The organism is Rhizobium sp. RU36D, assembly GCF_900176345.1.
Lineage (GTDB): Bacteria > Pseudomonadota > Alphaproteobacteria > Rhizobiales > Rhizobiaceae > Allorhizobium.
This window is the reverse complement of the sequence record NZ_FWXU01000050.1, coordinates 1-13,713: the sequence shown is the minus strand read 5'-3', so window position 1 is coordinate 13,713 and position 13,713 is coordinate 1. Positions and strand designations below refer to the sequence as shown.

The following is a 13,713-nucleotide window of genomic DNA, read 5'->3' as shown; positions in this document are numbered from 1 at the left end:
AAGACCAACGGCAAGGTCGAGCGACCGTTCCGCTATATCCGCGAGGACTTCTTCCTGGCTCGCTCATTCCGCAATCTCGACGACCTGAATGCCCAGCTCCGGCACTGGCTGGACACCGTCGCCAATCCAAGAAAGCATGCGACCACCCTTCGCGTCGTCAATGAAGCCTTTGCAGAGGAGCGGCCGCACCTGCGACCATTGCCGCTGGCACCGTTCAGAGCCGTCCTGAAGTTGGAACGCCGGGTGTCGCGGGAGGGCATGGTCAGCGTTGGCGGCAATACCTACAGCGTTCCGGATGCGACGCGAAGCAGGATGGTCGAGGTCCATTCTCTCGCTGACGAGGTCCGCATCTTCGAGAGCGGTACACTGATCGCATCCCATCCCGTTCTGGAGGGCCGCAAACAGCGCCGGGTTCATCCGGATCATCGACGACCTATTCAGTCACAACACCGACCCAGGACACGGGATGAGTCCCATGTCGTCAAACCCGTCGGTGACACCGTGCTGCAGCGGTCGCTCGCCTTCTATGATGCCGTCGGCAAGGTCCTGGCACAGGAGAACCGGCCATGAGCGCGACCCTCGATGCGATTCCGTCAATGATCGACCGTATCCGTCATGATCTCGTCGGTCTGAAGATGCCGCGCGCGTTGGAAGCGCTTGACCATGTCGTGCGCCGCCTCGAACACGGCGAGCTATCTGCACTTGAGGCCATCGACATCCTCCTTTCGGAAGAACTGACGTTGCGGGAGAACAGTCGCATCAAGACCGCCTTGCGGATGGGCAGGCTCGGCACGATCAAGACACTCGCTGGCTTCGACTTCACCTTCCAGCCTTCACTCGACCGAGATCGCATCTTCACCCTGGCGCAGCTCGGCTTCGTTGATAGACACGAGGCTGTGCATTTCCTTGCCCCCCTGGAACTGGAAAGAGCCATCGGGCCACGGCGCTCGGCGTTGAAGCCATCAAAGCCGGAAAGAGCGTCTACTTCACAACGCTTGCCGATCTCATCGGATCGCTTGCCCGTCACGAACGCGAAGGTCGGCTCCAGGAGCGTATCCGCTTCTTCTGCAGACCGAGCCTGCTGATCGTCGATGAGATCGGCTACCTACCTGTCGGCCAAGGCGGCGGCAATCTGTTCTTCCAGCTCGTCAACGCGCGGTATGAACGTGGCGCCATGATCTTGACGTCAAATCGCGGCTTTGCAGAATGGGGCGATGTCTTCGGCGATCCCGTAGTCGCAACGGCACTGCTCGACAGACTGCTTCACCATGCCGTCGTCGTGCAGATCGAAGGATCAAGCTATCGGCTCCGGCAGCACGCCGAACTGATGCCGGAACACGTCCGATCCAAAGCCCTCATCGCACCTCCGGCGTTCGCCCCACCGCAAAAGCCACGCGGGCGGCCCCCGAAAAATCCGCAATTCTCCCTGGCGTCCACCTCGGCATAAATGGGGAATTTTACTTCGGCACTTCTGGGGAAATTTCACCCGGCATTGACAACCGGTTGAAAGGCAGGCACGGCCGGGACCGTTTCAGCCACGATCACCGGAACCAAGGTGGTTGCCGTCTCGGTGCTCTGCTTTTCGACTCGGCAGAGTTCCTTGCGCCAACGGAACAACTGGCTGACATGGATACCCGCCGCGCGAGCAATCTCAGAGATAACCGCGCCTGGCTCAAAGCAGGCCGAGACGAGGCGCTCTTTGTCTTTGGGTGACCAGCGCTGACGGCGCTCTATGGACTTGATCACCTCAATTGGATGATTCGTCATATGACTACTCCGAGTGTTACCACTAGAGCGTTTCCGTATTTTTCGGAATCGGAGGGGCTTCCGCAATCAGGTTTGTTCTGATTCATTGATGCTGGCTGGGCGGAGGCCAGCGTCTCATGACCGCACCGTTGTCAAATGATCTGCGTGAGCGTGTTGTTGCAGCCGTTTTAAACGGCGAGAGTAGTCGTGCAGTGGCTGGACGTTTCGGCGTCGCTGTTTCTTCGGTGGTGAAGTGGTCGCAGCGATACAGGGCGACAGGATCGGTTCGTCCGGCCAAGATGGGTGGCTATCGCAAACGGATTCTGGAGCCGCATCGCAGCTTCATTACTGAACTGCTCGAACAGAACTCCCACCTGACGCTGCACGGTCTGAAGGCGGAACTGGCATCACGAGGCATTGCCGTCTCCCACAATACGATCTGGGAGTTCATCCGCAGCGAGGGGCTGCGCTTCAAAAAAAACGCTGTTCGCCGTTGAGCAGGCCCGTGCCGATATCGCACGCAGGCGCGAGCGATGGAAGAACTTGCAACATCATCTGGATCCCGAGCGACTGGTCTTCATTGATGAGACCTGGATCAAGACCAACATGACACCCATCAGAGGCTGGGTACCAAAAGGCAAGCGCTTGCGGGCGTTTGCGCCGCATGGTCACTGGCGCACAATGACATTCCTTGGTGCCTTGAGGAACGACCGTCTGGTCGCGCCCTGTGTCTTCGACGGACCGATCAACGGCCAGTGCTTTCGCGCCTATGTCGAGCAGCAACTGGTTCCTGTCCTCAAGCCTGGCGACATCGTCATCATGGACAATCTGGGTAGCCACAAATCGACGGCTATTCGCCAGGCGATCAAGGCCGCCGGGGCACGGCTCTGGTTCCTGCCACCCTATTCACCCGACCTCAATCCGATCGAGCAGGCGTTCTCGAAGATCAAGCACTGGATGAGGCATGCCCAAAAACGCACCACCGACGAAACATGGCGCCATGTCGGCAGGCTGGTCGAGACAATCCAGCCACACGAATGTGCAAACTATCTCACAAACGCTGGATATGCTTCCGTCAAAACATGAAACGCTCTAGGACTGGCAGTCAGCAGCCCGTCACCGCAAGACGGCCTTCACCGTGGGCTTGCCTCGAAGCCCACGCTCGCGGAACATCTCCTCGAGATCCCTAGCTGAGCGGGTAACGTAGATACCAGGTCACCGCCTGCACGATCAGCCACGCCTGGAAATTTCGCCCCTTGAAATCATCCTTGGACTGGCGCTTCAACTTCTCGGCAATGGCATTCAGAATCATGATTACGCTCCGCTACATCGAGAGCGAAATCTCCACCGTTGCGGCAAACAGCACGTCACCCACAAAAATTTGCGACAGGCCTGGAGAAATGCTAACCCAACAGAGTCTACGAAACTCTGGGCCATCCTATCGGATACGGTCCGCAAGGTGTCCTTGGACGGGCGCAAGGCCCTCCCATAATCAACACGCAAAATGTTCACCCAAACCGAGCCACCTCTCGAATCTTTCAAAGAACTACTTCCGTAAACTGTGGCTTCCCTACAATGACCGGCGCAGCCGGGTCAGCTCCCAGTGGAAATAAACACGGGCTGTTAAGCTCAAAGTGAGATTAATGGTGCAACGCGATATTGAATTTGATATGTGGTCAGTTGATGTTTAAGATCCCGCTCGGCAGGCCGCAGTTCCAACCACTACCTGCCATACCAGCATCACGTGAATAGCAATATTCTGGAGACCCGGTTGAAATACCGTGCTGCTAAGCGATGTTACTTAAACCAGGGTTATAGGGCCCCACATTAAAATCGATGCCGAGAATCCTAAAACAAATTGGAGTAATAATTGAACATCTGCGTGTTTTCAAAGTCATGGGCATCGGGTGCCGGCTGGTTTGGAAATGAACTGGCAAGATCAATCGCGGGCGCTGGCGCCGACGTCATCTTTGTCGCACCTGAGATGACGCCCTCAACCTTGGACGCGAAACACCCAAATTTGTTGCGCAAAAAGTTCCCCCGCGAGATCATTGATACGGCACCAAAGTGGCTGAAAATCTTGTCATCCATCCGCCGGGTAGTGTTTGGTTCTTTGCTGATAATAGCTCAAATTCCACGCGCGAAAGTTTTCATCTGTACCTTGCATGAGCAGTTGCCCGTGACGATCGCAGTTTTCATGTTCCTAAGACTTATGCGTCGTAAGCTCATATATGTTGTGCATGATCCGTTGCCGCATGCGTGGAGCTATCCGCGCAATTTACGGGCTTTGGAACGAGCTATGCTGTATATCTCATACCGTTTACCGAACAGGCTGGTAACATTAACTCATTCCGGCAAAGCGGTTCTTTCACGTGAATTCGGCATACGTGAATCTATAATCAGCGTCATACCGCATGGCATATATCCATTGTCGAAGGCAATCGCTCCCATTGGGAGCACTCAAGACTTTCTGGTATTTGGCAGCCTTAGACGCAATAAGAAGCTTAAGGAGATCATAGAGGCTTGGAGGAACATTCGAACAAAAAATCCCGACGCGAAGCTAATAATCGCCGGAGCGCCACATAATGAGGATCGGGAGTACTGGAGCGAATGCCAGCAATTAATCGCTGAGAACCCCGATGGATTTGAGGTTCATGCACGCTTCATCGATGATGGCGAAATACCCGAGCTTTTTGAGCGAGTGGGCGCGCTTATTCTTGCGTACGAAGAATTCGATTCTCAAAGTGGGGTCGCGGTGCTGGCTGCGGTCAATGGTCGCCCAGTTATTGCCACATCATCCGGCGGACTTGCGGAATTGTTTAATCAAGGGATGGCCGGGGTGAAAATCGAGGGGCCAGTGACGTCAGCATCAATTGAAAGTGCGGTGAATCGTTTTGCCGAGCAGGGACTTGATCATTGGCAGACAGCTTCAGCCAAAGGCCAAGCTCAGCTGATAGAGAGGCTTGGTTGGCAGGGTATTGGCGTCGCTTACGTAACGGAAGCCAATTCAATGACCGCTGCGTGAAGCCGATGAATGGTAGAGCGGGTATCGCAAACATTCTATGGGCCACAGCGCAAAGTTGGGGCGGAAAAATAATCTTATTTGGCATCTTTCTTGTACTTGCGAATATACTAACCCCGGAGCAATTTGGTATTGCTTCTGCTAGTGGTCTTATAATTTTGCTAAGCGGATACGTAGCTGAACTGGGATTCGTAGACGCCATTGTACAGCGCCCAAATCTCCAGCCGGAAGAAATTTCTGCTCCGTTCTATTTGAGCTTGCTCTTCTCTTTATGTCTCGCATTACTAATATTCTACTTGTCCGACACGTTGGAGGCGTGGGCCCGAGTTGAGGGCCTGGGTGCCGTCCTATCCGTGAGCTGTGCGATTGGGCCAGTGATGACTCTTTCAGTCTTTCAGGAAGCAGTTTACAGGCGCACTCTGTCGTTTAAGCAACTAGCAGTTCGTACATTAATATCAAACACAGCCGGCGGTGTGATTGCGATCGCAGCAGCATTGGCGGGATTTGGGGTATGGAGTCTAGTTGCGCAGTCTGCGTCAGCAGCCGTAATTAGCGCGGTCTGGCTTTGGTTAAATCCTAAGTGGCTACCCACCAAGCATATCAGGTTGGATTCGCTGCGGTCGCTATCTGTTTTCGGATTGAACGTTCTTGCAACGCGTCTACTGGATTTCGGAGTTACCCGTCTTGTAGATTTCGCCGTACTAGCGAACTACGGTGCAACCGGACTAGGAATTTATACGGTCGGATCGAGAATATATCAGACGATGCTAATGTTGCTGCAAGGCGCACTTTCCGATGTTGGATTGGCACTGTTGTCCAGAGCATCGTCAGAGAAAGCCGCAATCCGCAAGACATATCAGCTTACATCCGTCACTAGCGCATTTGTAGGCGTGCCTATATTCGTTTGTTTTGCGGCACTTTCAACAGAAATCTGCAGCGTTTTGTTCGGACCTGAATGGCAGGGGGTCGACAAAATATCACAGATACTCCTTTTGCTTGGCGCCGTGCAGTGCGTCCAGTTTTTAAATGGAACGTACTTAACTTCACTTGGAAAGCCACAGCTTGTGTCGTTGCAAAATTTATTGCGCTTCATAATTGTAGTTCCGCTAATATTATTTTGGCCCGCTAAAAGTGTCGGAGACATAGTATTGGTTTTCGCCGTCGCCCAACTATTCTTGAGCCCGATAAGCTTTGTGATCGTTTCACGGATCGTTAACGTATCGTTGATAACCACCGTTAGAGCAGTAGCGCCGATTTATTGTTCAGCGTCTATCGGATTTTTCGCCTGCGAATTATGCCGTCCGTATATCGGCGAGAGCTCGCCTTTCCTGAGAGGGCTTATGCTAGCCGCGATATTCGCGTTATTTTATGCGGCATCGATACTCATAGTCGCTAGAAGTCAGACAAGACAGGTTTTATCAGTCTTCAAAAATAGATCCTACTCGAGGAGCGCATAGCTTGAACCTTGTTGCCATTATGAAGAAGAATCTTCCCCAGAGCTGGCGGTCAAAACTAAACGTGATACGTGAAACTCGGGCTCTGAATCAGCTGTCACGAAACTTGAGAAATTATACGCCCTTTGAATTAAGGGCTAGTCAAGGTCAACCAAGATCTAACGCTATCGTAGTGGTCCCGACCGACCCATTCAGCTTGGTCGGTGCGCGTGGTGATGACGCCATGATCTCAACGGCTGCTTTCATGGCAAGGCGTCAAATAGAGGACCGGGAGATCTTTATCGTTACCGCAAGTCCCGAGGCTGACCATATCGCCAATTCGGAGGGCTATGTGCCGCTAAATATTTGGCGCTCGCCAGCCTACGTATCCGATCTTAGTGAAGCTCTTGAACGAGTGCGTCCGTCGGCGATGGTGGTGGTTGGTGGCGACGTGATCGATGGTCACTACGGGCCGTTGATATCTGCTAAACTATTGGCAAGCGCAGAGGTCGCCGCCCGCAATCAAATTCCCACTACACTGTTAGGTTTCAGTTTTAACAAATCGCCGGCACCAGAACTGAGACGCTTTTTGGATGAGTTGCACCCTGGCGTGCAGTTGAACTTGAGAGACGCAATCTCACTTCAGCGGTTCAAATCATTTACGTCGGCCAAAGGTGAGCTTGTTGCCGACTCAGCATTTCTGTTACCACCGGATCCGTCTCAGATCATCGTTAAGGAGATCACCAACTGGGTCAATGAGCAACGCCACCATGGCAGAAAGGTAATCGGCTTTAACCTGCACCCATTTCTGTTTAGGGGGGCTAACGCGTCGACGTTGAGTTCGATCTTCGAGAATATAAGTAGCTCGTTACTCAATATAGCCAGTCGCCGTCACGTCAGTTTTTTGCTTTTCCCACATGATGATCGGGGCGAGCACGGTGACGACATCTCTCTTAAGCCAATCTACAATAGAATTCACGATCAGTTGGGGGACCGCGCATACTATCTTTCGGGACGGTTCAATGCCGCGACCCTCAAGGCTGTGGCATCGCGCCTCGACGGCGTGGTCGCCGGCAGAATGCACTTGGCTATTGCAGCCTTGGGTTCGAATGTTCCAGTATTGTCAATTACCTATCAAGATAAGTTCGAGGGATTATATGAACACTTTCGGTTACCGCAATGGCCGCTGCTTGATCCTGGCATGCTTGTGGAAGGCGAAAGTTTTGTCGCGCAAGTGACGCGCTTCATCGATGAGCTGGAAACTCTCCAAAAGATTATTGTGGGCGAATCCCCGAATGTCCGCAGACTATCTGGCTTGAACTACCGGATATTCGCGGAACAGCAGGATTAATTGTGTATGGCCGGGATAATTTCCAAATATCTTCGTTCAAAGCCAAAACTTGTATGGCTCAAGAGGCGTATCAGAGCCTGGCATATAGCACTTGCGCTATTTCGTCACGATCTTGTGCGTTCCGTCCAGCTCAACGACTGGTATTCTGCCCCGTTAAGCTATGGTGCTCGGAGCGCACAACTCCTTTTCTGGTTCCATAAACTTGAAAAGGGATTGTCAATTAATCCGCAAAATCCGCGGTTCTTTGGCGCTGAAGCTGCCTCGGAGACATGCTCTAAGTTGCGTTCGTGGAGGGAAGAGGGTCTATCTTTACGCGACCCGGTTTACCTTGGCGCTATAGAAGCTTTGCGATCTTATCGAACCCGGCTGAGTATCACACCGCCATCTTCAGACCTAGCAGATTCGCTAATTGCAGACATCGACGCTGTCCTTGATGGCGCTGCGACGACTGAAAGCCTGAGGACACCGATCAAATATCACGCTGGTAGTGATGAGGTAGACATTCAGACGCTCGAAAAGCTGCAAATCCGCCGCAGGAGCGTCAGGGATTTCGAAAGTACCCCTGTAAGGATCGAGATCGTAGAGCGCGCTTTGGCAAGTGCTATTTTGAGCCCAAGTGCATGCAACCGCCAGCCCTGGCGGATGCATTTTTACGCTCGGCGGGAAGACATTGATGGTCTGCTAGCGTTCCAAAACGGTAATCGGGGCTTCGGGCATACTGTGCCGCTGCTAGCGGTTGTAGCTTTTGATGCATCGTCGTTTTTTGATGCCACAGAGCGATCCGAGGGCTTCCTAGACACTGGACTCTTCCTGATGAGTTTCCTGCTCGCGCTTGAAGCGCAAGGATTATCATCATGCTGTTTGAACTGGTGTGTCACGCCGCAAACCGACATGTCTGCTCGAAAGATTGCAAAAATCCCCGATTCACACACTATAGTAACCCTACTGGCTATCGGTGTTGCCGCAGGCGATGCGGTGGTGCCGGCTTCCCCGAGGCGGAGTATAAACGACATCTCATCGTGGCAGTGTTAGGCATTACACAAACAAGAGAACGCCTGAATATATCGCAGGATGCCATGATGGATGTCAGAAATGAAATCAAATAAAAAAAGTAGGATTGGTTACATTGTTGCTCCTGATCAACAGGCAGGCGGCGGAATGGGCAGAGTCAAGGATTATATTATTCAGGGCGCATCGATAATTGATACAGAGACGCAGTTTGTTCCGTTGATAACTCGTAACAGCAGTGGCGTATTATCCTCTTTCTTGCTGCTGTTATTCTGTCTTTTGGCTATATTTTGGCGGCGAGTCACGGGTAGACTTGCCTTTGTGCACGCAAATTTTGGCGACAAGGGTAGCGCTGTTCGAAAAGGCTTAGTGGTTATATTTACGCGCTTGATTGGCGGAAAAGTAATACTACATTTACACGCTGTTTCGTTAGAGCGGCAGTATGACGCTTTGAGTTGGCCTTTACAATTGCTGTGCTCAATTCCTTTTCGGCTCGCTACGGTCAATGTGGTACTGGGTCATCGATGGAAGCAATGGCTTGTTGAAAAGTTGGGAATTAAAGCGTCCAAGGTGGCTGTATTGACTAATGGTGTACCTTTACCCAAAGCTGCAGACCTTGACATGAATAGAGATAAAAGTGAGGTAGAAATACTATTCCTTGGTAACTTGATGGAGCGCAAGGGGGTGACAGATCTAATTGAAGCGATGGCTTTACTCGACAAAGAACTGCGCTTTAAAATGATTTTCGCTGGCGGTGGCAACTTGGATTTATATCGTGAAAAAGTGTCGAGCCATGGCTTGAGTGATAGGGTACAGTTTGCCGGTTGGGTCAACCAAGTTCAGGCCGCGGCGTTGGTTCGGAATTCTGATCTGTTAGTCTTGCCCTCGTATGAGGAAGGTCTTCCGCTAGTTATTCTCGAGGCGCTAGGTATGGGCACGCCTGTGCTTTGCACGCCTGTGGGATCAATTCCGGAGGTTTTGGTTCATCATGACACCGCCTATTTCACGCCGGTCGGCAACGCATCTGCCTTAGCAGGAAGCTTAGCGGAATTGATTGTAAATGAAACGCTCCGGGCTACCTTATCCAAACACGGCAGAGCTGCTTACGAAGCAAAGTTCTCGCTGGAGGTTTTTATGAATAATTTGGTCAGAATTTATCGTCAGCACGGTATAGAAGTTTGAGCTCCGCCCGCCAACACATTCAAGGTGGTGTAGATGACTGAACACCCCGTTGTAGAATTCATGGGGCTAACTTTCAGCTCGCTGCCCCGAAACCGAGTAATTGGGTTCCTTCTGGAGGCAATCCACGATAGACCATATCGCTATTTGGTCACGCCGAATGTCGATCACGTAGTGAATTATGTTAGCGGTAAAATACCCCTCGAGGTATATGATCAAGCGAGTGTAAAGTTGTGTGACAGCCGTGTTCTTCGGCTGCTGGCAAAACTGAAGGGCAGGCATTTAGTGCTCTATCCAGGGTCGGATCTAGTCAAAGATCTTGTATCTTCAGACCTGACCGACACTATGCGTATTGCGATCGTCGGACCCACCATTGAGCAGTTTGATGAGCTACGTTTGCGCTATCCTCGAAAGGATTTTTCTTTAGTGCCTGCACCCTTCGGCCTGGTGGCGGGTTCTCCTGCGTGGAAAACTCTTGTCGACCAAGCATCGGTCGCTGAGTGGGATATTCTACTGGTCTGTCTGTCGTTTCCGAAGCAGGAAATTCTTTGCCACGACATTGGAACAGGTGGAAGGAGGCATGGCCTGGCGCTGTGTGTTGGAGCTAGTGTGGATTTTCTCACAGGAGCTCAGCGGCGAGCCCCATATTTGGTTCAACTGTTTGCCCTCGAGTGGCTTTACCGGCTGATTATGAACCCACGCCGGTTGTGGCGCCGATATTTGCTAACTGGGCCGCAAATATTCGTCTACTTTCTGAAGCATGAATTACAGCGCAGACTATAGGAATGAATAAGATGCTTGAGGGTGGGAGACTTTTGTGAAGATTGTGCGCTTGCCAGGAACTGACTTGGAAACTTCTGCTCTCGGGATGGGTTGCGCTTCATTGGGATCAAGGATTTCAGCCAATGACGGTTTACGTTTCCTTAACGAGGCCTACAGCAATGGAGTGCGTTGGTTCGACGTTGCGCCAGCTTACGGAGCCGGACAGGCAGAGCAAATACTATCGGAGTTCCTAACTGGCCGACGCCATGAAATGCGAATATGCTCGAAAGTCGGACTGTTACCTCCTCGTGGAAATTCGGTTTTTCGTAATATATATGAAATTGCTCGCCCCATAGCCCAGAAGGCTGGCGGCTTACGGCGGTTCTACCGCTCCTTGTCAGCCACCCGGAACGTAAAAGTTCCACTAAGCCCGGCTATAATCGTTAGTTCCTTGGAAAATTCTCTTCGCCGTTTACGGACAGACTATATTGACGTATTTGCGTTGCACGATCCGTCAGCAGTTGACGTGGCGCGCGAGGAGATTTTGCGGTGCCTAGAGGACTGTATCAGCAAGGGTTTCGTGCGTTATGTATCTGTTGCTGGCGATGAGGAAGCAGTAGCAGTTGCTGCTCGTGTTGGGTTGCCGTTTTCAGTGTTTCAATTCGCGAATCCCCTCGGTTCTTCTCTACCCGAAAAACTGACCCAGATAAAAGGTACGGAACCTGCAATGGTAACACACTCTGTGCTTGGGCTAGGGGCGGAAAGAGATCGGCTGTTGGCGTTATCGCGTACGAACCCAGATTTAGAACGTTCCATTCGCGATGCTGGCTACACTGGTCATCTCAATGAGGTAGTATCGAACTTCTTGATCGGAAGAGCTTTTGTGAGGAACCCTAATGGGGTCGTCCTCCTTTCGATGTTCAGTCCCGGGCGAGCGGCTAATGCAGCTAAATTGACAAGAATTTCCCTCAGCGCCGGCTCGCGTGCCATTTACGAGAAGTTGGAGATGCTTGCATCACGCAAGGATTCGAATAATGATTCATAATAGTATTGATGGGGCACCGTTGGGTGCATTTGACGCCTGTGTAGTTGGCTCTGGGCCTGCTGGACTTGTCTTTTCGCTTGAGATGGCGAAAAGGGGCAAACGCGTTCTGCTAATTGAATCTGGCGGCGTGAAGGTGAACGAGCTCCAAACGTCTCTTTCCCATGCAGAGATTGTCGATCCAGATAGACACGATGATATGCGCATAGCGGTATCTCGTCGTCTAGGAGGAACATCGAATCTTTGGGGTGGGCGATGTCAGCCGCTCGACACAATTGATTTTGCCGATCGTCCGTGGATCGGATCGCAGTGGCCACTCGAGCTAACCGAACTGCTACCCTACTATGAGGCAGCTTGCCATTATCTTTCGGCCGGAAAGCCTGTTTTTCACGATGAAACAGATACAAAACCCAATAGCAAATTTCGAATTGCGCTTGAGCGTTTCTCCAACAAACCTAAAGTTCAAAAAGCATTTTGGCAAGAGCTGTCAGCGTCTCCACTAATAGATATCAGACTCAACACGACGTTGACATCAGTCATCTCAAGAAACCATAAAGTGGAAAGTATTGTTGTTACATCGACCGACGGGTTGAAAACGAAAATACCTGTAGATCGGCTAGTAATCGCTTGCGGCGGACTCGAAAGCACGCGGCAATTACTTATAATGCAGCGGGAGCAACCTGACCTGTTTGGGGGCGCAGATGGTGTTCTCGGAAAGAATTATATGGGGCATATTATTGGTGAAGTTGCGGATATTATTTTTAATGATCCACGAGAAGTATCGAAGTTTGACTTCATTGTAGACCGACACGGATCATATACAAGAAGACGTTTTGTCCCTGCGGATCGGCTTCAGCGTGATCTCTCGTTGTTGAACGTATCATTTTGGCCCGTCGTTCCGCCAATAGCTGATCCGGGCCATCAAAATGCTGCGCTGTCGGCAGTTTGCATGGCCTTAGCCTCGCCAGTAATAGGAAAACTGTTTATCGCGGAGGCGATTCGAAAAAGGCATATTCCACGGTCGATAGACTGGATGGGGCATTTGAAAAATGTGCTGACAGGGATGCCAGAAGCTATGCGGTTTGTGCCCTGGTTCGTGTATAACAGATATTTCACGGAGATGCGTCTCCCGGGATTCTTTGTTCGGAATACGAGTGGTAGATACGGCCTTGCTTACCATTGCGAGCAAAGTCCAAGTTTACAAAGCCGCGTTACGCTCAGTGAAAAGACTGACAGGTTTGGAGCGCCAAAGCTTGTCATAGACATTCGATTTTCTGACAGTGATGCAGAAGCGTTACTTCGCGCACATGCCGCGTTAGGTGAATGGCTTTCGTCTCAAAATTTCGGAAGGCTGGAGTTTCGCCAACCAGTTGCAGAAACAGTCAATTCTATTCTGTTGCAAGCTTCCCATGGTACGCATCAAATCGGAACTATTCGGATGGGACAGAATAGAGCAAACGCCATTGTAGATTCCAATCTCGAGGCATTTGACTGCAAAAACTTGTATGTTGTTAGCTCTGCAGTGTTTCCAAGTTCAGGACAATGCAATCCAACCCTCACAATAGCTGCTTTGGCTGCACGCCTTGCGAATACAATTGGACGCCCTTAAAAGGGCCCTTGTTCCTCTAGGATGTTTATGATTGTGTTTCGGCGTGCAAACTTGGCTCTGACGCAAATTTGGTGGTCAAAGGCCTATCCGGCGCCGATGACGCGGGCCTGAAGGAGGTCGATTGTCCCTCGGCCGTACAACTGGCGTTTTACAAGCTTGAGCTTGGTAGGCTGCCCCTCTGTCTGTCCATTTGACCAGGGCGAACTGATCGCGGCATTCACGGCTGCTTGGTCTTTGGCGACACCATTGGCGAAAGCCGCGACCAGGCTTGATCGGGCCCGTTCCAGCAATGTTTCGAGATCGGCGAGAGATTTCTTGCGGATCATGGCTTGGAAAGCGGCGACGACTTCCCCCGCTTCCACGAGTTGCGGTGTAAGCGTCCGGTCATACCAACGTGCACGGATCATGACCGATGCGCCCAATCGCGCGTTCCGATGGGTAATCCCCCCGTTCTTAACGGGGCTCGGTAGTAGAATTCACGCGGCCATTTTCAGTTTCTGGGCGGGTGTGATGCCGCCGATGCCCATATTAGGCCGTTCGTTGTTGTAGGTCCATAGCCAC

Annotated in this window: 9 protein-coding genes and 4 pseudogenes; 10 read left to right on the top strand and 3 right to left on the bottom strand. The window is 51.7% G+C overall.

The window, feature by feature from the left end; all coding sequences use genetic code 11:
• Both B9A97_RS28705 and istB read left to right on the top strand, forming a co-directional pair.
• A pseudogene (locus B9A97_RS28705) lies at window positions 1-570 on the top strand (IS21 family transposase); the annotation flags it as partial.
• Window positions 567-1,447 (top strand): annotated as a pseudogene (gene istB / locus B9A97_RS28700) (IS21-like element ISRel3 family helper ATPase IstB). The pseudogenes B9A97_RS28705 and istB, both read left to right, overlap by 4 nt.
• Window positions 1,448-1,482: 35 nt before the next feature.
• Here istB and B9A97_RS28695 read toward each other — a convergent pair.
• Window positions 1,483-1,767, bottom strand: coding sequence for an IS66-like element accessory protein TnpA (locus B9A97_RS28695; protein WP_084369253.1), 285 nt, complete (start codon window positions 1,765-1,767; stop codon window positions 1,483-1,485).
• Between the two features lie 116 nt (window positions 1,768-1,883).
• Here B9A97_RS28695 and B9A97_RS28690 point away from each other — a divergent pair.
• A protein-coding gene (locus B9A97_RS28690) for an IS630 family transposase (protein ID WP_143530768.1) occupies window positions 1,884-2,832 on the top strand; the annotation gives its coding sequence in 2 pieces (ribosomal slippage) (window positions 1,884-2,219 and window positions 2,221-2,832; 948 coding nt in all).
• A 69-nt stretch (window positions 2,833-2,901) separates the two neighbouring features.
• On the opposite strand, the pseudogene B9A97_RS28685 reads toward B9A97_RS28690, so the two are convergent.
• Window positions 2,902-3,058: pseudogene (locus B9A97_RS28685) on the bottom strand (IS6 family transposase); the annotation flags it as partial.
• Window positions 3,059-3,616: 558 nt separating this feature from the next.
• Here B9A97_RS28685 and B9A97_RS28680 point away from each other — a divergent pair.
• The 7 genes from B9A97_RS28680 (at window position 3,617) to B9A97_RS28645 (ending at window position 13,152) form a co-directional block, all read left to right on the top strand.
• Complete coding sequence (locus B9A97_RS28680) at window positions 3,617-4,771, top strand: glycosyltransferase family 4 protein (protein WP_084369252.1); 1,155 nt, start codon at window positions 3,617-3,619, stop codon at window positions 4,769-4,771.
• Between the two features lie 1,455 nt (window positions 4,772-6,226).
• The gene (locus B9A97_RS28670) at window positions 6,227-7,552 is read left to right on the top strand and encodes a polysaccharide pyruvyl transferase family protein (RefSeq protein WP_084369250.1); all 1,326 of its coding nucleotides are present in this window, start codon (window positions 6,227-6,229) and stop codon (window positions 7,550-7,552) included.
• A gap of 6 nt (window positions 7,553-7,558) precedes the next feature.
• The gene (locus B9A97_RS28665) at window positions 7,559-8,584 is read left to right on the top strand and encodes a nitroreductase family protein (protein WP_084369249.1); all 1,026 of its coding nucleotides are present in this window, start codon (window positions 7,559-7,561) and stop codon (window positions 8,582-8,584) included.
• Between the two features lie 51 nt (window positions 8,585-8,635).
• On the top strand, window positions 8,636-9,742 hold the full coding sequence (locus tag B9A97_RS28660) for a glycosyltransferase family 4 protein (RefSeq protein ID WP_084369248.1): 1,107 nt from the start codon (window positions 8,636-8,638) through the stop codon (window positions 9,740-9,742).
• A gap of 33 nt (window positions 9,743-9,775) precedes the next feature.
• Window positions 9,776-10,522: a WecB/TagA/CpsF family glycosyltransferase gene (locus tag B9A97_RS28655; protein WP_084369247.1), complete on the top strand. Its 747-nt coding sequence runs from the start codon at window positions 9,776-9,778 to the stop codon at window positions 10,520-10,522.
• A gap of 85 nt (window positions 10,523-10,607) precedes the next feature.
• Window positions 10,608-11,546, top strand: a complete 939-nt coding sequence (locus B9A97_RS28650; RefSeq protein WP_084369246.1) for an aldo/keto reductase — start codon at window positions 10,608-10,610, stop codon at window positions 11,544-11,546.
• The gene (locus B9A97_RS28645) at window positions 11,536-13,152 is read left to right on the top strand and encodes a GMC oxidoreductase (RefSeq protein WP_084369245.1); all 1,617 of its coding nucleotides are present in this window, start codon (window positions 11,536-11,538) and stop codon (window positions 13,150-13,152) included. The genes B9A97_RS28650 and B9A97_RS28645 overlap by 11 nt, the downstream gene beginning before the upstream one ends.
• 83 nt (window positions 13,153-13,235) lie before the next feature.
• Here B9A97_RS28645 and B9A97_RS28640 read toward each other — a convergent pair.
• A pseudogene (locus B9A97_RS28640) lies at window positions 13,236-13,517 on the bottom strand (transposase); the annotation flags it as partial.
• Window positions 13,518-13,713: the final 196 nt, after the last annotated feature.